The 18,619-nt window shown below is 72.3% G+C and carries 14 protein-coding genes and 1 pseudogene; 4 read left to right on the top strand and 11 right to left on the bottom strand.

Features of this window, described 5'->3' with window-relative positions; genetic code table 11:
* Positions 1–258: 258 nt before the first annotated feature.
* Positions 259–1,947, top strand: coding sequence for a glycoside hydrolase family 18 protein (locus AB0E85_RS38060; RefSeq protein ID WP_361937264.1), 1,689 nt, complete (start codon positions 259–261; stop codon positions 1,945–1,947).
* Between the two features lie 15 nt (positions 1,948–1,962).
* Here the strand turns inward: AB0E85_RS38060 and AB0E85_RS38055 are convergent, their stop codons facing one another.
* The 4 genes from AB0E85_RS38055 to AB0E85_RS38040 form a co-directional block, all read right to left on the bottom strand.
* The gene (locus tag AB0E85_RS38055) at positions 1,963–3,279 is read right to left on the bottom strand and encodes an Nramp family divalent metal transporter (RefSeq protein WP_361937262.1); all 1,317 of its coding nucleotides are present in this window, start codon (positions 3,277–3,279) and stop codon (positions 1,963–1,965) included.
* A gap of 102 nt (positions 3,280–3,381) precedes the next feature.
* Positions 3,382–3,864 (bottom strand): ATP-binding protein, encoded by a 483-nt coding sequence (locus AB0E85_RS38050; RefSeq protein ID WP_361937260.1) that lies wholly within the window; start codon positions 3,862–3,864, stop codon positions 3,382–3,384.
* Positions 3,865–3,964: 100 nt separating this feature from the next.
* The gene (locus AB0E85_RS38045) at positions 3,965–4,864 is read right to left on the bottom strand and encodes an MEDS domain-containing protein (protein ID WP_361937258.1); all 900 of its coding nucleotides are present in this window, start codon (positions 4,862–4,864) and stop codon (positions 3,965–3,967) included.
* A 32-nt stretch (positions 4,865–4,896) separates the two neighbouring features.
* Positions 4,897–7,614 carry a LuxR C-terminal-related transcriptional regulator gene (locus tag AB0E85_RS38040; protein WP_361937266.1) on the bottom strand — a complete coding sequence of 906 codons (2,718 nt, stop codon included), beginning with the start codon at positions 7,612–7,614 and terminating at the stop codon, positions 4,897–4,899.
* A gap of 274 nt (positions 7,615–7,888) precedes the next feature.
* Between AB0E85_RS38040 and AB0E85_RS38035 the strand changes: the two genes are divergently transcribed.
* A complete protein-coding gene (locus tag AB0E85_RS38035) occupies positions 7,889–9,241 on the top strand; it encodes a M14 family metallopeptidase (RefSeq protein WP_361937256.1) in 1,353 nt (450 codons plus the stop codon).
* On the opposite strand, the gene AB0E85_RS38030 is transcribed toward AB0E85_RS38035, so the two are convergent.
* From AB0E85_RS38030 to AB0E85_RS38010, 5 genes are all read right to left on the bottom strand, one after another.
* Complete coding sequence (locus AB0E85_RS38030) at positions 9,238–9,771, bottom strand: hypothetical protein (protein WP_361937254.1); 534 nt, start codon at positions 9,769–9,771, stop codon at positions 9,238–9,240. The two genes, AB0E85_RS38035 and AB0E85_RS38030, sit on opposite strands and share 4 nt — an antisense overlap.
* Before the next feature lie 65 nt (positions 9,772–9,836).
* The gene (locus tag AB0E85_RS38025) at positions 9,837–11,315 is read right to left on the bottom strand and encodes a gluconate:H+ symporter (RefSeq protein WP_361937252.1); all 1,479 of its coding nucleotides are present in this window, start codon (positions 11,313–11,315) and stop codon (positions 9,837–9,839) included.
* A gap of 102 nt (positions 11,316–11,417) precedes the next feature.
* Positions 11,418–11,828 carry a RidA family protein gene (locus tag AB0E85_RS38020; protein ID WP_031132674.1) on the bottom strand — a complete coding sequence of 137 codons (411 nt, stop codon included), beginning with the start codon at positions 11,826–11,828 and terminating at the stop codon, positions 11,418–11,420.
* Complete coding sequence (locus tag AB0E85_RS38015) at positions 11,825–12,586, bottom strand: IclR family transcriptional regulator (protein ID WP_361937249.1); 762 nt, start codon at positions 12,584–12,586, stop codon at positions 11,825–11,827. Before AB0E85_RS38015 ends, AB0E85_RS38020 begins: the two co-directional genes overlap by 4 nt.
* Positions 12,583–13,617, bottom strand: a complete 1,035-nt coding sequence (locus AB0E85_RS38010) for a sugar kinase (RefSeq protein ID WP_361937247.1) — start codon at positions 13,615–13,617, stop codon at positions 12,583–12,585. The genes AB0E85_RS38015 and AB0E85_RS38010 overlap by 4 nt, the downstream gene beginning before the upstream one ends.
* 155 nt (positions 13,618–13,772) lie before the next feature.
* On the opposite strand from AB0E85_RS38010, the gene AB0E85_RS38005 reads away from it, so the two are divergent.
* Both AB0E85_RS38005 and AB0E85_RS38000 read left to right on the top strand, forming a co-directional pair.
* Positions 13,773–15,050 carry an amino acid deaminase gene (locus AB0E85_RS38005; protein WP_361937245.1) on the top strand — a complete coding sequence of 426 codons (1,278 nt, stop codon included), beginning with the start codon at positions 13,773–13,775 and terminating at the stop codon, positions 15,048–15,050.
* A 13-nt stretch (positions 15,051–15,063) separates the two neighbouring features.
* Positions 15,064–16,677: a D-aminoacylase gene (locus AB0E85_RS38000; protein ID WP_361937243.1), complete on the top strand. Its 1,614-nt coding sequence runs from the start codon at positions 15,064–15,066 to the stop codon at positions 16,675–16,677.
* 44 nt (positions 16,678–16,721) lie between these two features.
* On the opposite strand, the gene AB0E85_RS37995 is transcribed toward AB0E85_RS38000, so the two are convergent.
* Together AB0E85_RS37995 and AB0E85_RS37990 are read right to left on the bottom strand one after the other, a co-directional pair.
* The gene (locus tag AB0E85_RS37995; RefSeq protein WP_361937241.1) at positions 16,722–17,648 is read right to left on the bottom strand and encodes a serine protease; all 927 of its coding nucleotides are present in this window, start codon (positions 17,646–17,648) and stop codon (positions 16,722–16,724) included.
* A 162-nt stretch (positions 17,649–17,810) separates the two neighbouring features.
* Positions 17,811–18,619 (bottom strand): annotated as a pseudogene (locus tag AB0E85_RS37990) (hypothetical protein); the annotation flags it as partial.

Raw genomic sequence — 18,619 nt, 5'->3', positions numbered from 1 at the left:
TCTGTGTTGTGCTGGTTTGGGGCGGGGGGGGGGGGGCGGGGGGGGGGCCCCCCGGGGGACCCCCGCGCGACGAGCCCAGCGAGCCCGGGCATTGACGGCGGGCCTTCGTTCGAGGCCGTGAGACCCACGACTGACGCGGCGTCGCGCACCCGCGCCCGCACCCGCGCCCGCACCCGCACCCGCACCGGCACCCGCGCCCTGGAGGCAGTTTGGTCTGGACCTCTTGACACCACCTCTGGTCTGGACCATTTTCTTGTCATGTCCAGACACAGACGATCCCTGCGGCTGTGGTCGGGTGCCGTCACGGCTGCCCTGGCCCTCACTCTCACGACCGTCGGCCAGGCGAACGCCGCCGACGTCAACAACGCCAGGAACGCCGGCTTCGAGGCGGGCCTGAGCGACTGGACCTGCTCGGCGGGCAGCGGTACGACGGTCTCCTCGCCGGTGCGCAGCGGCACGGCAGCGCTGCGGGCAACCCCCGCCGGCCAGGACAACGCCCGGTGTACCCAGACCGTGCGGGTGCAGCCCAACGCGACGTACAGCCTGGGCGCCTGGGTGCGGGGCGGTTACGCCTACCTGGGCGTGACGGGCACGGGCACGACGGACGTGTCCACCTGGACGCCCGACTCCGCCTCCTGGAAGCAGCTGTCGACGACGTTCAGGACCGGCGCGTCGACGACCTCGGTGACGGTGTACACGCACGGCTGGTACGGCCAGGCCGCCTACTACGCCGACGACGTGTCGGTGTTCGGCCCCGACGGGGGCGGCGGCACCGGCCCCGGTCCCACGGTCCCGGCCGCGCCGAGCGGACTGCGCGTCACCGGCACGACGTCCTCGTCGGTGTCGCTCGCCTGGAACACCGTCTCCGGCGCCACGGGTTACACCGTCCACCGCGACGGCACGAAGGTCACGGCGGTCTCCGGCACCTCGGCGACGGTGACCGGCCTCGCGGCCTCGACGTCGTACTCCTTCCAGGTCACGGCGACGAACGCGGCCGGTGAGTCGCCGAAGTCGGCGGCGGTCACGGGGACCACGAACAACACGTCCGGTCCCGGCCCCGCACTCCCCAAGCACGCGGTGACCGGCTACTGGCAGAACTTCAACAACGGGGCGGCGGTCCAGAGGATCTCGGACGTGCCGGCCCACTACGACATCATCGCGGTGGCCTTCGCGGACGCCACGGGCACACCGGGCGCGGTGTCCTTCACCCTCGACTCGGCCGGGCTCAACGGCTACACCGTCGACCAGTTCAAGGCGGACGTGAAGGCCAAGCAGGCGGCCGGGAAGAAGGTCGTCATCTCGGTCGGCGGCGAGCGCGGCACGGTCACCGTGAACGACGCGGCCTCGGCGACGAACTTCGCGAACAGCGTCTGGTCGGTCATGCAGGAGTACGGCTTCGACGGCGTCGACATCGACCTGGAGAACGGCCTCAACGCGACCTACATGACGCAGGCCCTGCGCGCCCTGTCCGCGAAGGCGGGCCCGTCGCTGATCATCGCGATGGCGCCGCAGACCATCGACATGCAGTCGACGTCGAACTCCTACTTCCAGACGGCGCTGAACATCAAGGACATCCTCACCGTCGTCAACATGCAGTACTACAACAGCGGTTCCATGCTCGGCTGCGACGGCAAGGTCTACAGCCAGGGCACGGTCGACTTCCTGACGGCCCTGGCCTGCATCCAGCTGGAGAACGGCCTCGCCCCGTCCCAGGTCGGGCTCGGCCTGCCCGCCTCCACCCGGGCGGCGGGCGGCGGCTACGTGTCCCCGACCGTGGTCAACAACGCCCTGGACTGCCTGACCAAGGCGACCAACTGCGGCAGCTTCAAGCCGCCGCGGACGTACCCGGCCCTGCGGGGTGCGATGACCTGGTCGACCAACTGGGACGCCACCTCCGGCAACGCGTGGTCCAGCGTCGTGGGACCGCACGTGGACGCGCTGCCGTAGCGGCGTCCCCTCGCCCTAGAAGAACTCCCCCCACGGCTGGTCCCAGATCTGCTTGACGCACAGGATCAGGAACAGCAGCCCCGCGACGGCGAGCATCACGTTGCTCACCGGGCCGTTGCGCCACTCGCGGGGCGTACGGGGGGAGTTCAGGAGCCAGATCAGCGTGCCGGCGAGGAAGGGCAGGAAAGCCGCGCCCAGCACGCCGTAGATGATGATCAGGCGGAAGGGCTGGCCCTCGAAGAGCAGGATCATCGGCGGGAAGGTCAGCCAGAGCAGGTAGGCCCGGAACGGCCAGGAGCGCTCGCGCGTTCCCGAGGCGACCTCCTCGCCCTTGGCCTGGCCCGTGCCCGTCAGGCGGGTCACGAAGTCCGCGAACATCAGGCTCACGCCGTGCCAGACGCCGATCAGCGAGGTGAAGGACGTGGCGAAGAAGCCGATGAGGAAGAACTTCGCCGTCGCCGCGCCGTACTCCTCCTCCAGGATGTCGCCCAGCTGGATCAGGCCCTTGTCACCGCCGGCGATGGCGACGTTCGCCGAGTGCAGCAGCTCCGCGCCGACGAAGAGCATGGCGATCACGAAGATGCCGGTCGTGGCGTAGGCGACGCGGTTGTCCAGCCGCATGACCTTCATCCAGCCGGTGTCGGTCCAGCCCTTGGCGTTGACCCAGTAGCCGTACGCCGCGAGCGTGATCGTGCCGCCCACACCGCCGATCAGGCCCAGCGTGTTGAGGATCGAGTCCTTCTCGTCCGGCAGCACGGGCAGGAGCCCCGCGAAGGCGTCCGGGAGGTTCGGCGTCACCCGGATCGCCAGGTACACCGTCACCACGAACATGACGCCCACCAGGACCGTCATGACCTTCTCGAACACCGCGTACTTGTTGAACCAGACGAAGACCAGCCCGACCAGACCGCAGGCGATGCCCCACCACTTGAGGTCCATCACGTCGGGGAACAGCGCCTGTAGGGGCAGCGCGCTCGACGACATCGCCGCCGCGCCGTAGACGAAGCCCCAGACGACGACGTAGACCGCGAAGAACCACGTCGTCCAGCGGCCCAGGCTGGCCCAGCCGTCGAACAGGGTGCGGCCCGTGGACAGATGCCAGCGGCCCGCCGCCTCGGCCAGGGAGATCTTCACCAGGCAGCCGATGACCGCGGCCCACAGGAGGGTGTAGCCGAAGTTGCTGCCCGCGATCAGCGTGGCGACCAGGTCACCGGCGCCGACACCGGTCGCCGCGACGACGATGCCCGGGCCGATGTACTTCCAGCTCGCTTTCCGGGGCTGTGGGGGGTGTGTGGCCTCGTTGTCCGTGGTGTTTCCCGTGGTGTCCGCCATGCAGGTCAAGAAAGCCCAAAGCCGCCCGCGGGACAAGAGGGCCTGACCGGATCTTCACGCGATGCCCGTAGGACACCCTGCCCGGTCAGGCCCGGCGGAGCACTACGGCCGTCGCCGACCACAGCCGTCCGCCCCGCACGTGCCGAGCTCGAACCACACGGTCTTGCCCGGCCCGTCCCGGTGGCAGCCCCAGCGCTGGGCGAGCGCGTCCACCAGGAACATTCCACGGCCGCTCTCCCCGGTGCCGGCGTCCAGCACCCGCGGCACGCGGCGCTCGCCGTCGGCGACCTCGCAGCGCAGCACGCCGTGCGCGGCGAACAGCGTGAGCCGGAAGCGGCTCCCGGCGTGCACCAGGGCGTTGGTGGCCAGTTCCCCGACGAGCAGTTCGGCCACGTCCGCGACCTCACCGCGCTCTGCGAGCCCCCATCCCTCCAGCTGCCTGCGGACCTCCGCGCGCGCCTCGCGGACGGCGGAGGGCCGGGGTGCGTACTCGACCCGCAGGTGGCCTGCTCCCAGGGGTGGTTGCGGAAACGGGCCGTAGCGGGCGTCGGGGTCGGGGAGGTGCCGCCCGGAGAGTTGCAGCATGGGTCCAGGGTGATCCCCGGGGGCGGTCCGGCGCAGGGGGAGGACTACCCGATCCCCTACCTGCTTGTGCAGGTGGAGGCCCTCTGGAAGCCACGCGGCACTAGGCGTACTGGAGGCGGACCGTGGCTCCCTCGGCGTCGTCGCGGATGTCGACGTACGCGCAGACCTGGCGCGCGTACCACAGCCCCGGCCCCGGTTCGGGGTCGGCGGCCGGCGGGACGAAGCCGGCGAGCGGGTCGTCGAGGCGCCGGACCGAGCGCAGTTCGCAGACGCAGGCGGGCGCCTCGCCCCACAGCAGGGCCGCACCGCCGAGGGGCGCGAGGGCCGCCGCGGTCTCCGCCACGGCGGCGGCGAACAGCTCGGCGTCGGCGGCCGGCAGTCCCCGGCCCTCCGCCCAGGTCTGCACAGCGGCGGCGCGCGGCTCCGCGAGACGCCGCGCCCCGGCCGGGGGCAACGGCAGGGGCACGGCGTCGAGTTCGGCTGCCAGCCGCAGCGGGTCCTCGTACACCTCGGTATCCGGGTGGGTGCGGCGGGCCGCTGCGATGACGGCGGGCCCGGCGGTGCGGGTGTCGTACGCGCACAGGGCGGTCGTGGCCATGGGGGCGAAGAGGAGGTTGGCGAGGGCCTCGTAGCGGATCCACTCGGTGGTCTCGCGGGCCGAGCGGCCGGCCCGGCCGCTCCACACGGGCTCCATGACGAGGTGCATGCGGCCGCCGGGTCCGGCGTGCGCGCCCAGGTACGCGGCGGCCTGGGCGACCGCGTTGGCGGCGGAGCCGGTGTACCAGTCGGTGTGCGGGATGCAGGTGACGTCCTTCGCGCCGAAGCCGAGGGCGTCCCGCAGGAGGTCGAGGTTGCGCGGGGCGGCGATGGCCACCGGCGGTGGTTCGCCGGAGGCGCCGAGGGCTTCGCCGAGGAAGGGCAGGGCGGCGGCGACGAAGCCGTCGTCGGAGTCGAAGACGGCCATGCGGTGGTCGAACGGGCTGGGTTGTCCTGTGGTCACGTGGTCCCCTCGGGTGGGTGCGGGTGGGGCGGTCAGCGCCGTGCCGTCATCCAGGCCGCGATCTGGCTGCGGTTGTTGAAGCCGAGCTTGCCGAGGATGCGTTCGACATGGCCTTCGGCGGTACGGCGGGAGATCACCAGGCGGTCGGCGATCTGCTGGTTGGCGAGCCCTTCGGCGACGAGCCGGGCGACCTCGGTCTCGCGGCGGGTCAGCGGGGCCGTGGTGTCCTGGTGCGGCGGCGGGGCGGCGGACTCCGCGCCGGGCGGGCGGCCCGGCTCCTGGAGCGCGTGGCCGGCCAGCTCCCGCAGAGCGAGCGCCCCGCCCCGCCGGTGGGCCCGTTCGAACACCCCGCGCCCGAGGGCCAGGACCACCCGCTCCTCGCTGTCGCGGCGTACGGAGTTGAGGGTGTGGGAGCCCCAGCGGCCGGTGTCGATGTCGGCCCAGACGCGGTCCGCGCCGCCCAGGAGCAGCCCGGCGTCCTCGGGGGCGCCGCGCCGGGCCGCGATCGACGCGAGCAGATCGAGGGTGAGGGCGATGCCGATGACGTCGTGGACGGCGAGTTTCAGCCGCAGCGCCTCACGGGCGTGCCGCTGCGCCCGGGGCAGGTCGCCGCGCACGGTGTGGGCGAGGGCGAGCATGCGCAGGACGTAGGAGCGGACCCACTGCTCGCCGTGCCGTTCGCACAGCCGCAGGGCCTGCTCGCAGACTTCGACGGCCCGCTCGGCCTCGCCCAGGAAGGCGAGCGCGCAGGCGAGTTCGACCTGGTCGAGGCCGACGAGACTGAGGTGCTGGCCGGGCACGGGGCCGCGGGCGACGGTGGCCTCGAAGTGCCGCAGCGCCCCGGGCAGGTCGTCGCCGAACAGCCGGATGACGCCGATGACGTACTCGGCGTGCGCGGCCTCGGCGGGGTCGCCGAGGGCACGGGCGAGAGCGAGGGCGTCGGTGGCGTGGCGGCGGCCCCGCGGGAAGTCCCGGGTGGCGGCGGCCAGCAGGCCGGCGACCCAGAGGCCGCGGGCCCGTTCCGGGGTCGGCCCGGGGGCGGCGGCCAGGGCCCGGTCGAGCCAGTACAGGCCTTCGCGGGAGGCTCCGCAGGCGTGCCAGTGGAACCAGAGCGTGCCGGCCAGGCGCAGGCCGGCGAGGGCCTCGCCGGGGGCGGTGAGGCTGAAGTCGAGGGCGGCGCGCAGGTTGTCCTGGTCGGCGCGCAGCAAGGCGGCGGTCTGCGGCTGTCCGGGGCCGAACCAGTCGCGCTCGTACTGCTCGGCCCGCCGCGCCGTCCAGTCGCGCTGACGTCGCCGGGCGGCCTCCTCCTGCCCGGTGTCCCGCCGCAACTGCTCAAGACCGTACTGCCGCAGGGTGTCGAGCAGCCGGTACCGCACGCCGCCGGGTCCGGTCTCCCGGCAGAGCACGGACTTGTCCACGAGCCCGGCGACGGCTTCGAGGACGTCGTCCCTGCGCAGCCCCGGGGGTGGGAGCAGGGTGATGGTGGCCCCGGCGGGAGCCGCCCCGGGCGGGAGGCGTGTTCCGAGGCCGCCGGCGGGCCGGGCGGGCTGGGCGCGTGCCGCGGAGCCGTCCGCCGGCCGGACGCGGGTACCGGGGCCGCCGGGGAGACCGTCGTCCGCACCGGCCCCGTCGCCGAACCAGCCGTCGGCACCGGCCCCGTCACCGAACCAGCCGTCGGCACCGGAGCCGTTCCCGGTACGGACTCCGGGTCGGGACCCATCCATGGGCCGGGTGCTTGTGCCGGACCCCTCCGAGGGCTGGGTCGGCAGCGCGGGCCAGGCCGCCGCGGGCCGGAGCGTGACGGGGTGGCCACCGGCTTCCGGAGGCCGGACGAGGGCCTCGGGGGCGGCGTCGGCGCAGACCGCTTCCGCCGTCTCCAGGTCGAAGCTGCCCGCCAGGACCGAAAGCCGGGCCCACACGGTCCGCTCGGGGAGGGTGCACAGGTCGTGGCTCCAGGCGACCGCCGCGCGCAGGGTCTGGTGGCGGGGCAGGGCGGCGGGGCTGCCGGTGGTGAGGAAGCGGTAGCGGTCGTCGAGGCGGTCCAGGACCTGGTCGACGTCGAGGACGCGCATCCGGACGGCGGCGAGTTCGATGGCGAGGGGCAGGCCGTCCAGGCGGTGGCACAGCCGGGCGACGGAGGCGCGGTTGGCGGGGGTGAGGCGGAAGCCGGGGACGACGGCGGCGGCCCGGTCGGCGAAGAGCGTCAGGGCCGGGTAGCCCTGGGCGGCGGACAGGTCGCCGTCGGGGTCGGGCACCGGCAGCGGCCGGACCTCCAAGAGGTGCTCCTCGGTGAGGCCGAGCCGGTGCCGGCTGGTGGCGAGGATCCGGACGCCCCCGGTGCCGTGCAGCAGGGCCGCGGCCAGTTGCGCGCACGCGCCGGCCAGATGCTCGCAGTTGTCGACGACGAGGAGCAGCCGCCGGTCCCGTACCTGTTCGACGAGGGCGTCCAGGGGCGGCTGGGCGGAGCGGTCGTGGAGGTCCAGCGCGTCGGCTGCGGCGAGCGGGACGAGAGCGGGGTCGTGCACTCCGGACAGGTGCACGAAGCGCACGCCGTCCGGGAAGGCGCGCCGCACCCGGGCCGCGATGCGTGCGGCGAGCCGGGTCTTGCCGACGCCGCCCGGTCCGGTCAGCGTCACCAGCCGTGCCCGGGCCAGCAGTTCGCGGCCCTGGGTCAGTTCGCCACGCCGGTCGACGAAGCTGGTCGTCTCGGCCGGCAGGTGGTGGTCCCGTCGTGGCGCTGATCCGCCCATGATCAGCCAGTCCTTCAGGGGGTGGGGGTCCGGGGGGCCGGTCACTCCGGCTCCCCTCGCGCGGACCCTCACTCTCCCCCGGTGCGTACATATATGCACGCCAGGGCCACACCTGTGGGTGTACTTCCGTCGGGACACCTCGACCGCAGTGCCACACGCGTACACTGCACGGCTGCTTTCAGTCTTGACCTGCTCATGCCATTAGCAGAACGATATGCGCCACCCGCACCACGTACGTCGCACGGAACAACCCCACCTCCCACAAGGAGATTTCATGCGACTTCGCATACGAGGCTCCGGTGCCCGCACCGGCAGACGCACCGCCGCCCTCGCCGGAGTGCTCGCCCTCGCCCTCGCGGCGCCCCTGTCCGCGACGACGGACGACGCCACCGCCGACAGCGCCCGCAAGCCGGCCGCTTCGGCCGACGACGTCCGGCAGTACGAGATCCATCTGCACTCGACGGCAAAGGACCGCACGGCACTTCAGCGCGCGGGCGTGACCGTGGACGAGGTCCACGGACACGGCGTCGTGGTCTCCGGCCGGGCCGGCCAGATCAGGAAGCTGCGCACGCTGGGCTACGAGGTCACCCCGCTCGGCGCGGTGCCCGACCGGTCCGCCGGCGAGGACGACGTCCGGCTCCTCGACTTCCCGTCGGCCGACTCGAAGTACCACAACTACGCGGAGATGACGAACGAGATCAACTCGATCGTCTCGGCCAACCCGTCCATCGCGAGCCAGCGCGTGATCGGCAAGTCGTACCAGGGCCGGAACATCGTCGCCATCAAGATCAGCGACAACGTGGGCGCCGACGAGTCCGAGCCGGAGGTGCTGTTCACCCACCACCAGCACGCCCGCGAGCACCTGACCGTGGAGATGGCGCTCTACCTGCTGCGCGAGCTGACCTCCGACTACGGCTCGGACTCGCGCGTCACGAGCATGGTGAACAACCGCGAGATCTGGATCGTCCCGGACATCAACCCGGACGGCGGCGAGTACGACATCGCCACCGGCTCGTACCGCTCCTGGCGCAAGAACCGGCAGCCCAACTCCGGTTCCTCGTACGTCGGCACGGATCTGAACCGCAACTGGAACTACCGCTGGGGCTGCTGCGGCGGCTCCTCCGGGTCGACGTCCTCGGACACCTACCGGGGAGCCTCGGCGGAGTCGGCGCCCGAGGTGAAGGTCGTGGCCGACTTCGTGCGCAGCCGGGTCGTGGGCGGCAAGCAGCAGATCAAGGCGGGCGTGGACTTCCACACCTACAGCGAGCTGGTGCTGTGGCCGTTCGGCTACACGTACTCCGACACGACGACCGGGATGACCGCCGACGACCACGCGGCGTTCAGGACGGTCGGCCAGAAGATGGCCGCGAGCAACGGGTACACGGCGGAACAGTCCAGCGACCTGTACATCACGGACGGGTCGATCGACGACTACCTCTGGGGCGCGCACAAGATCTTCGGCTACACCTTCGAGATGTACCCCCGCTCCGGTGGGGGTGGGTTCTACCCGCCCGACGAGGTGATCGAGCGGGAGACCTCCCGTAACCGCGACGCGGTGCTGCAACTGCTGGAAAACGCAGACTGTATGTACCGGTCCATCGGAAAGGAAGCGCAGTACTGCGGTTAGCCCGCGGTTTCCGCTTCCTCTTCGTCTTCCTCGAAGTAGGCGTCCAGGACCGCGTCCAGCTGCGCGTCCCACTCCGTGAAGTGGCTCCTGGCCGGTGCCTCGATCTCGATCGGGTACCAGCGCCGGTCAGGGGTGTGGACGGTGACGGTGTACCGCTTGCCGAAGCGGGCGGTCTCCGTCTCGACCGCGCCGATCTCGTCCCAGCGGAACTCGCACTCCTGGTCGTCCAGCGACATGCGGACGCCTCTGTGGTCGGCGACCATCCTGGCGCGGCGGTCGGACGCCTCGAAGACGGGTCCGTCGGGGTCGGCTTCGGTGTCCTCCTCCGGCTCGGAGGGGGACGCCTCGGCCGTCTCCTCCGACTCGGCGGCGGCCTCTTCGGCCTCCTCTGCGTCCGCGACCTCAGGCTCCTCCTCCGGCCCGTCCTCCTCCGTCCGTCCGGACGCGGGTGACGTGAGCCCGGGGATGAAGGCCGGGTCGAATCCGGCGCCTTCCAGGGGCTGGCTGCTCGAACCTATGCGCTGCTCCACAGCGCAGAAGTATGGTCGAGAAACCTGTGCGGCACACAGTCGACCCCGACTTCGTTATCAGACGCCTACACGAACAGGCTCAATACCGCCGCCACCGCGAACCCCGCCACCGACAGCACACTCTCCAGCACCGTCCAGGTCTTGAGGGTGTCCCGCTCGCTGATGCCGAAGTACTTGGCGACCATCCAGAAGCCGCCGTCGTTGACGTGCGAGGCAAAGATGGAGCCGGCCGAGATGGCCATGATGACCAGGGCGACGAAGGCCTGGGAGTGGTCGCCCTCGGACAGGAGCGGGGCCACGATGCCCGCCGTCGTCACGATCGCCACCGTCGCCGAGCCCTGGGCCACGCGCAGGACCACGGAGATCAGATAGGACAGGACGAGCACCGGCAGGCCCACGTCGTTGAACGTGTCCGACAGGGCCTGGGCGACGCCGCTGGCCTTGAGGACCGCGCCGAAGACCCCGCCCGCGCCGACCACCAGCAGGATGTTGCCGACCGGCTTGAGGGAGGCGGTCGACACCGTCTCCAGGGACTTGCGGGACCAGCCGCGGCGGATGCCCAGCAGGTAGTACGCGAGGAACAGGGCGATCGTCAGCGCCACGAACGGGTTGCCGAAGAACTCGATCACCGAGCGCGGCGTGGAGGGGTCCAGGGCGATCGAGGAGAAGGTCGCCGCGAGGATGAGGACCAGGGGCGTGCCGATGATGGCCAGGACCGTGCCGAGGGACACCGGCTGCTCGCTGGGCGCGACCCCGGCGGCCCGCTGCTCGTCGACGACCGCCTGCTTGGCCTCCTCGGCCGCCTCGACCATGTCCTGCGGCACGGCGACGAAGATGCGGCGGCCGATCCACGCCGAGTAGGCCCACGCGGCCACCACGGCCGGCAGACCGCAGACGATGCCCATCAGGATGACCCAGCCGAGGTCGACGTGGAGGAGACCGGCGGCGGCGACCGGGCCGGGGTGCGGCGGCAGGAACGCGTGGGTGACCGACAGGCCCGCGAGCAGGGGCAGGCAGTACAACAGGATCGACTTGCCCGAGCGTTTGGCGGCGGCGTAGACGATCGGTGCCAGGACGAAGATGCCGACGTCGAAGAAGACCGGGATACCGAAGATCAGGCCGGTGAGGCCCATGGCGAGGGGCGCGCGCTTCTCGCCGAACAGGCCGAGCAGACGCCTCGCCAGTACCTCGGCGCCGCCGCTGACTTCGAGGATCGCGCCGAGCATGGTGCCCAGGCCGATGATGATCGCGACATGGCCGAGGATGCCGCCCATGCCGGACTCGATGGTGGAGACGGCGTCCGACTTCTGGACCGTGCCGAAGAGTTCGGTGACGGACAGCCCGGCGGCGAGGCCGACGGCTATGGAGACCGCGAGCAGGGCGACGAACGGCTGGAGTCTCATCTTGATGATGAGGAACAGCAGGAGGGCGATGCCGAGGGCTGCGGTGAGCAGGAGTCCGGCGGTGCCGTCGACGAGGAGGAGCAGTCCTCCCGTGTGGGGTGGGGTCTCGGCGGGGGCGGACGCGGCGAGCGAAGGGGACATTCGGGGGTCCTCTGGGTAAATGCATGCGGCTTCTGGGTAGGGGGGAGCGCGACGCGGCGCATGGAACGGCGCCGCGCCTCGACAACGCGGGGGTGGGGTGGGTCAGCCGAGGACGGCCAGGGCGTCGATCTCGACGAGGAGGCCCGCGGGGAGACCGACGTAGACGGTCGTGCGCGCGGCGGGCGGCTGGGTCAGGCCCTGCTCCTCGAAGTACGCGTTGTAGATCTCGTTCATCTCGGCGAAGTGGGCCACGTCCGTCAGGTAGACGCGGATCATCATCACGTCGTCCCAGGAGGCGCCGCCCTCTTCGAGGATGGCCTTGACGTTGGCCAGCGTCTGGAGGGTCTGCTCGCGCAGGGTCGGCCCGGCGGGGGTGGGCGCCTTGCCCTCCTCGGCGGGCAGGAAGCCGACCTGGCCGGCGACCTGGAGGATGTTGCCCTTCCTCACACCGTGGGAGAACTTCGCCGGCGGGGTGGTGTGGGTCTTCGGGGTGAGCGCGATCTTGTCCGTCATGTGGTGCCCTTCACTGGTGTTCTGCCGGAGTACTCCCCGCTGATGGCGTCCGCCGTGCGGCGCACCAGCGGCAGGAGGGTGAGGAGTTCGTCGGCCGTGACGACGACGTTCGGCGCGGAGACCGACATCGCGGCGACGACCCGGCCGTCGGCGCCGCGGACGGGCGCCGCGACGCAGTTGATGGACTCCTCGTGGCCGCCGAGGTCGGTGGCCCAGCCCTGTTCGCGCACCTTCTCCAGCTCGCGCAGGAACGCGCCGGCGTCGGGTGTCGAACGGGACGTGTACGTGGGGTAGTCGAGCTTCTCCGCGATGGCCCGCCGCTCGTGCTCGGGCAGGTCGGCCAGCAGCAGCTTGGCGACCGCGGCGACGGTGATGGCGACGGGCTTGCCGATCCGGGAGTACATCCGCACCGGGTAGCGGCTCTCGACCTTGTCGATGTAGAGGACCTCGTTCTCCTCGTACACGGCGAGGTGCACGGTGTGCCCGCAGTCCTCGTTGAGGCGGACCAGGTGGGGATGGGCGATCTCGCGGACGTCGAGGTTCTCCATCGCCTCCTGGGCGAGGGCGAAGAGCCGGGCGCCGAGGCGGTAGCGCTGGTCGGACTGGCGGTAGACGAGCCCATGCTCGTGCAGGGTGCGCAGCAGGCGCAGGGCCGTGGACTTGTGGACGCCGAGGCGGTCGGCGACCTGCCCCAGGTCGGCGGGGCCCTCGGCGAGCAGCGGCAGGATGCTGAGCGCGCGGTCGACGGTCTGGCTCATGACGTACGTACCTCCTCGTCGGCCCGCTGTGTCTCCTGGGTCCAGCCCGGGCCGAGTCGCAGTCTCCCCCATGCCGCGTCGTCCAGGGCGACGAGCCGGTCGGCGTGGTCCCGGGCGGGCGGCGTGGCGAGGTCGCCGGGCACGGTGAGCGCGGCGGCGGCCATCAGATGCCCGTGCCGCAGCCGGTCCCGTACGGGCAGTGCGCGCAGGGTGGCGGAGAGGAACCCGGCGGCGAAGGCGTCTCCGGCGCCGACGGCGGCGACGACGTCGACCCGGGGTGCCGGGACGAAGGTGACGTCCCGGCGTTCGAAGACGGTGGCTCCGGCGGCGCCCTGCTTGACGACCAGCACCTCGGGTTCGGGGAGGGCGGCGCGGACGGCCTCGGGGCTGTGCAGCCCCCAGGCCTCGTCCTGCCCGACGAACACGAGGTCCGCGCCCCGGGCGAGGTCGCGCAGCACGTCCGGGGCGCCCGTGTCCCGCCACAGGCCGGGACGGTGGTTGACGTCGAAGGAGACCAGCGGCCGGCCGGGGCGGCGGGCGGTCAGTTCGCGCATCAGGCCGAGGCAGTCCGGGGACAGCGCTGCGGTGATCCCGGAGAGGTGCAGCACGCGTCCGGCGCGGACCGCCGCCGGGTCCACCGTGTCGGCGGACATCGCCGAGGCGGCCGATCCGGCCCGGTAGTAGGCCACCTCGTGGGCATCGCCGGACCGGTCCCCCGCCGTGCGGAAGTAGATGCCGGTGGGACGCGTCGGATCGCGCCGTACGGACGCGACGTCGACGCCGTAGGACCCGATCTCCTCGACGAGGTGGTCGCCGAAGCCGTCGGCGCCGACCGCGCTGACCCACCGCACGGAGTGCCCCGCCGCCGCCAGCACGCATGCCACGTTCGACTCCGCCCCGCCGATCCCCCGCTCGAACGACGGCACGTCGGCGAGGCGTCCCGGCCGGGAGGGGAGGAACGTGACCATGGACTCGCCGAGCGCGACGACGTCCACGACGTCGGGGGCGTTGCAGGGTCCGGTGCGGGTCACGATGCTCGTAGCTCCTCGGCGGCTTCGGTGAGTGGGCGGCTTCGGTGAGTGGGTGGCGGTTTCATTGACCGGCGGTGGCCGAGATGTTAGACAGCGTTGAGCGATATACGCAATGAAGGTTGCAAGCACTGCAACATTGCTGATCAGGAGGCTCCATGACAGCCGACACCGCCGCCGAGTCCCTTACCCGGCTCGCCGCCGAGCGCGTCGACCACCGCTTCAAGGGCCTCCCGCCGGACGCCGACGGGCTGACCGTCGCCGAGCTGGCCGGCCAGCGCCGCAACCTCTTCACCGGCGGCTTCGCGACGCCCGTGCTCGCGCTGTCCGCCGAGCGCCTGGAGCACAACCTGAAGCTGATGGAGACGTACGCGGCCCGGCACGGCCTGGCCTTCGCGCCGCACGGCAAGACCTCGATGGCGCCGCAGCTGTTCCAGCGGCAGATCGAGCACGGCGCGTGGGGCATCACGCTGGCCGTGCCGCACCAGGTGCGGGTGGCGCGCGCGTTCGGGACCCGGCGCGTGTTCCTCGCCAACGAGCTGGTCGACGCGGCGGCCCTGCGCTGGATCTCGGCCGAGCTGGACGCCGACCCGGACTTCGAGCTGGTCTGTTACGTCGACTCGGTGCGCGGGGTGGAGCTGATGGACACCGCCCTGCGGGGTGCCACGCGTCCCGTGGACGTCGTGGTCGAGCTCGCCGCGGGCGAGGGCGCCCGGACCGGTGTCCGTACGGAGGCGGAGTGCGCGGCGGTCGCGGACGCCGTGGCCGCCACGCGGACGCTGCGGCTGGTCGGCGTCGCGGGCTACGAGGGCGAGGTGCCGAAGGCCGACACCGAGCGGGTGACGGCGTGGCTGCGGCGGCTGGTCGCCCTCGCCGCCGACTTCGACCAGGCCGGGCGGTTCGCCGGGCTGGACGAGATCGTGGTCAGCGCGGGCGGCAGCGCCTGGTTCGACGCGGTCGCCGAGGTCTTCGCGGAGATCCCCGAACTGTCCCTGCCCGTACTGAAGTTGCTGCGCTCGGGCGCGTACGTCTCGCACGACGACGGCCACTACCGCAAGCTGACCCCGTTCAACCGGGTCCCCGAGGAGGGCGCCCTGGAGCCGGCGTTCCGCCTGTGGACGCAGGTGGTGTCACGGCCGTCGGCCGAGCAGGCCTTCGTCAACGCGGGCAAGCGGGACGCGGCCTACGACCTCGACCTGCCCTTCGCCCAGGTGATCCGCCGGGACGGTGCCGAGCGCCCGGCCACCGGCGTGTCCGTGACGGCCCTGTCGGACCAGCACGCCTGGCTCGCGACCACGCCGGAGGCGGATCTGGAGGTCGGCGACTGGGTCGGGCTCGGGCTGTCCCACCCGTGCACCTCGTTCGACAAGTGGCAGCTGATCCCCGTCGCCGAGGCGGACGGCACGGTCGTCGACTACGTCCGCACGTTCTTCTAGGAGGCCGTCAGCGATGGAAGAGCTCGTCATCCGGGACGCCGACGTCGTCGACGGCTCCGGCGCGGACTCCTACCGGGCCGATGTCGTCATCGACGGCGGCCGGATCGTGTCGATCGTCAAGGAGGCCGCGGCGGCCGGCTGCCAGCGGCCGCGGGCGCGCCGGGAGCTGGACGCCGAGGGCCTGGTCCTCTCCCCCGGTTTCGTCGACATGCACGCGCACAGCGACCTGGCGCTGCTGCGCGACCCCGACCACAGTGCCAAGGCCGCGCAGGGCGTGACCCTGGAGGTCATCGGCCAGGACGGGCTGTCGTACGCGCCGGTCGACGACCGCACGCTCGGCGAGGTGCGGCGGGCGATCGCCGGGTGGAACGGCCCGGGCGACGACATCGACTTCGACTGGCGTACGGTCGGCGAGTACCTGGACCGGCTGGACCGCGGGATCGCCGTGAACGCGGCCTACCTGATCCCGCAGGGCACGGTCCGGGCGCTCGCCGTCGGCTGGGAGGACCGCGCGGCCACACCGCAGGAGCTGGACCGGATGCGGCAGTTGGTGGCCGAGGGCATGGAGCAGGGCGCCGTCGGCATGTCGTCGGGGCTGACGTACACCCCGGGCATGTACGCACAGGACGCCGAACTGACCGAACTGTGCCGGGTGGTGGCGTCGTACGGCGGCTACTACTGCCCGCACCACCGCTCCTACGGCGCCAGGGCCCTCCGGGCGTACGAAGAGATGGTCGTGCTCACCCGGGAGGCCGGCTGCTCCCTCCATCTCGCGCACGCCACCATGAACTTCGGCGTGAACAAGGGCCGGGCGCCCGAACTGCTGGCCCTGCTGGACGAGGCGCTCGCGGCCGGGTCCGACATCAGCCTCGACACCTACCCGTACACACCGGGCTGTACGACGCTGGCGGCCGTGCTGCCGAGCTGGGCGAGCGAGGGCGGCCCGGAGGAGACCCTCGGGCGGCTGGCGGACCCCGGCACAGCGGACCGCATCCGCCACGACCTGGAGGTCACCGGCTCGGACGGCTGCCACGGCGTGCCCGTCGAGTGGGACACGATCGAGGTCTCGGGCGTGGGCGACCCGGCCCTGGCCGATTTCGTCGGCCGGACGGTCCAGGAGTCGGCGGACCGGCGGGGCGAGGATCCCTGGGAGACCGCGCGCGGGCTGCTGCTGGCCGACCGGCTGGCACCGACGATCCTCCAGCACGTGGGCCACGAGGAGAACGTCCGGGAGATCATGCGTCACCGCGTGCACACGGGCGGCTCGGACGGCATCCTCCAGGGCGCGAAACCCCACCCGCGCGCCTACGGCACCTTCCCGCACTACCTCGGACACTACGTGAGGGAGTTGGGGGTGCTGTCGCTGGAGGAGTGCGTCGCGCACCTCACGTCGCGCCCGGCGGCACGGCTCCGGCTGCCCGACCGGGGTCTGGTGCGCGAGGGCTACAAGGCCGACCTGGTGCTCTTCGACCCGGTGACGGTCGCGGCGGGTTCCACCTTCGCGCGGCCGCGCACGCTCCCGGCGGGCATCCCGCACGTCCTGGTCGACGGCCGGTTCGTGATCGAGGACGGCCGGCGCACGGACGTACTGGCGGGCCGGGCGGTCCGCAGGACTCCCCCCGCGTGACCGCCCGGCCGGCACTCTCCTTTAGGCCTTTGAGCCTTTAGGCCTTACGGCTTGGGCAGCGTGCAGCCGCTCGCGCTCAGGTCGAGCTTGCTGTCGATCCCGAAGCAGGCCGGGATCCCGTAGGTCTGCTGGGCGTAGTTGATGCCCTTGCGGACGGTCACGGTGCCGTTCGCGTCGACCTCACAGGGGTTGTTCACCGTGCAGCGCTCACCGTCCATGTTGCCGGTGTTGTTGATGGCGACGACCTTGTTGGTGGCCTGGTCGACGACGGGCGAGCCGGACGTGCCGCCGATGGTGTTGCAGGCGGAGGTGTAGCGGACCGAGTCCTTCCAGGTCCAGTCGCCCTCCTTCAGGGTGGGCACGAACCCGTCGATGGAGCAGCTGTAGATCCGCTTCCAGTAGCCGGAGGGGATGCCGATGGCGGTGCCGGCGACGGGACGGCTGTCGTTCAGCGTCAGCGCGTTGATGTTGTACGAGCTCTTGATCTGCGCGTACGTGGTGGTGAGCTGGTACAGCGCGACGTCCGAGTCGGTCATCGTGCCGTAGGCGAGCTTGGCGGCGCGCAGGGTGGCGACGCGCGAGCCGGAGGCGTTGAGCAGGCTGAAGGTGCGGCTGGACGCCTTGTCGACCAGGACCTCGCCGGGGCCGGGGAACCCGGACTCCAGGCAGTGGCCGTTGGTCATCACGAGCGCCGGGTCGTTGTCCTCGGCGTCCGGCATGCGGACGACCGAGCCGGAGCAGTTGCTGAGCGCGACGGTGCCGGCGAAGTTCACGGCCTTGGCCTGAGGGCCGCGGAGGCCGGACAGCGTCTGCTCCACGGACGCGACCACGCCGGAGACGGCGGACGTGGCCGAGCCCGTGTCCGCGGCCTTGCCGACGCCCGTGGGGGCGGCATCGGCAGCGCTCGCGGGAGCCGCGCCGGCCCCGGCTATCGCCAGGGCGCAGAACGCGGCGGCGAGAGGTTTTCTCATGGGGGGTCCCCTCTTGCGACGGAGGCGACCGGAAATCCTCCGGCCGCCTGCACAGTTGTCATGTGCATTGTGATCGCGTAAAGGGGCGTGGCACAAGAACCTGTTCCACAACTGGAACCTCAGGTTCCGAAGCGACCCTACTCAACCGCCTTCACCGGCATGTCACTTGGGTCCCTTGGTTCCACCGGGCCCGTGTCCGGGCTTTCCGTCGGGCCTGCGGGGGGCCGTATTCGTGACGGTGGGACTGGGAGCGGAACCCACCGGGGCCGTGGTCGTGTCGGCGCCGGAAGAGGGACGCGCGCCGCCTTCCGCGGCGGACGCGGACGGGGTCCGGCTCACCGTGCGGGACGGACTCGCGGGCGCGGCGCCGACCGGCTCTCCGGAATCCCCCGGCCGGCCCGTGAGCGGCACGTCGGGGCTCACCGACGGGCCGGTACCCGTGGGTGACGCCGTCGAGGACTCCCCCGCCGTCGGATCGGCACGGCCGCCCTCGCCACCCCGTGTCCCGCCGGAGGACCCACCCGAGAGGGAGATCCCGGCGATGAGCACGGCCGCCGACACGACACCCACGGCACCGGCGGCGACCGCCACCCGGCGCGACCACCACACGGGCGGCTTGTGCCGGCCCCGGTGCCCGGCCCGGGACCGGCCGTCCGACTCCGGCACCACCGGCAGCTCGCGCGTCTCGCCGATGCCGTCGGAGCCCTCGGGACGGGGGTGGGCGAGGGTGCCGCCGGAGTGGGGGGCGGGCCCGCCGGTGCCGCCGGGGCGCGCCGGTCCACCGCGGGCGTCGCCCGCACCACCGTGCTGGTACGCCTGACCGCCGGTGCCGCCCGTGCCGCCGGTGCCGCCCATGCCGCCGGGGTGCGAAGGTCCACCGCGGGCGTCGTCCGCACCACCGTGCTGGTACGCCTGACCGCCGGTGCCGCCCGTGCCGCCGGTGCCGCCCGTGCCGCCGGCCCGCGCCGGTC

Origin of the sequence: Streptomyces sp. NPDC029044, assembly GCF_040637495.1 — a bacterium.
Lineage (GTDB): Bacteria > Actinomycetota > Actinomycetes > Streptomycetales > Streptomycetaceae > Streptomyces.
Note: the sequence above shows the minus strand (reverse complement) of the source record. Positions and strands in the feature narration are given on the sequence as shown.

Excerpts from the sequence above, each read along its gene's own strand:
- AB0E85_RS38060 (WP_361937264.1), top strand. The coding sequence starts at position 259 with ATGTCCAGACACAGACGATCCCTGCGGCTGTGGTCGGGTGCCGTCACG.
- AB0E85_RS38055 (WP_361937262.1), bottom strand. The coding sequence starts at position 3,279 with ATGGCGGACACCACGGGAAACACCACGGACAACGAGGCCACACACCCC.
- AB0E85_RS38050 (WP_361937260.1), bottom strand. The coding sequence starts at position 3,864 with ATGCTGCAACTCTCCGGGCGGCACCTCCCCGACCCCGACGCCCGCTAC.
- AB0E85_RS38040 (WP_361937266.1), bottom strand. The coding sequence starts at position 7,614 with ATGGGCGGATCAGCGCCACGACGGGACCACCACCTGCCGGCCGAGACG.
- AB0E85_RS38035 (WP_361937256.1), top strand. The coding sequence starts at position 7,889 with ATGCGACTTCGCATACGAGGCTCCGGTGCCCGCACCGGCAGACGCACC.
- AB0E85_RS38025 (WP_361937252.1), bottom strand. The coding sequence starts at position 11,315 with ATGTCCCCTTCGCTCGCCGCGTCCGCCCCCGCCGAGACCCCACCCCAC.
- AB0E85_RS38020 (WP_031132674.1), bottom strand. The coding sequence starts at position 11,828 with ATGACGGACAAGATCGCGCTCACCCCGAAGACCCACACCACCCCGCCG.
- AB0E85_RS38015 (WP_361937249.1), bottom strand. The coding sequence starts at position 12,586 with ATGAGCCAGACCGTCGACCGCGCGCTCAGCATCCTGCCGCTGCTCGCC.
- AB0E85_RS38005 (WP_361937245.1), top strand. The coding sequence starts at position 13,773 with ATGACAGCCGACACCGCCGCCGAGTCCCTTACCCGGCTCGCCGCCGAG.
- AB0E85_RS38000 (WP_361937243.1), top strand. The coding sequence starts at position 15,064 with ATGGAAGAGCTCGTCATCCGGGACGCCGACGTCGTCGACGGCTCCGGC.
- AB0E85_RS37995 (WP_361937241.1), bottom strand. The coding sequence starts at position 17,648 with ATGAGAAAACCTCTCGCCGCCGCGTTCTGCGCCCTGGCGATAGCCGGG.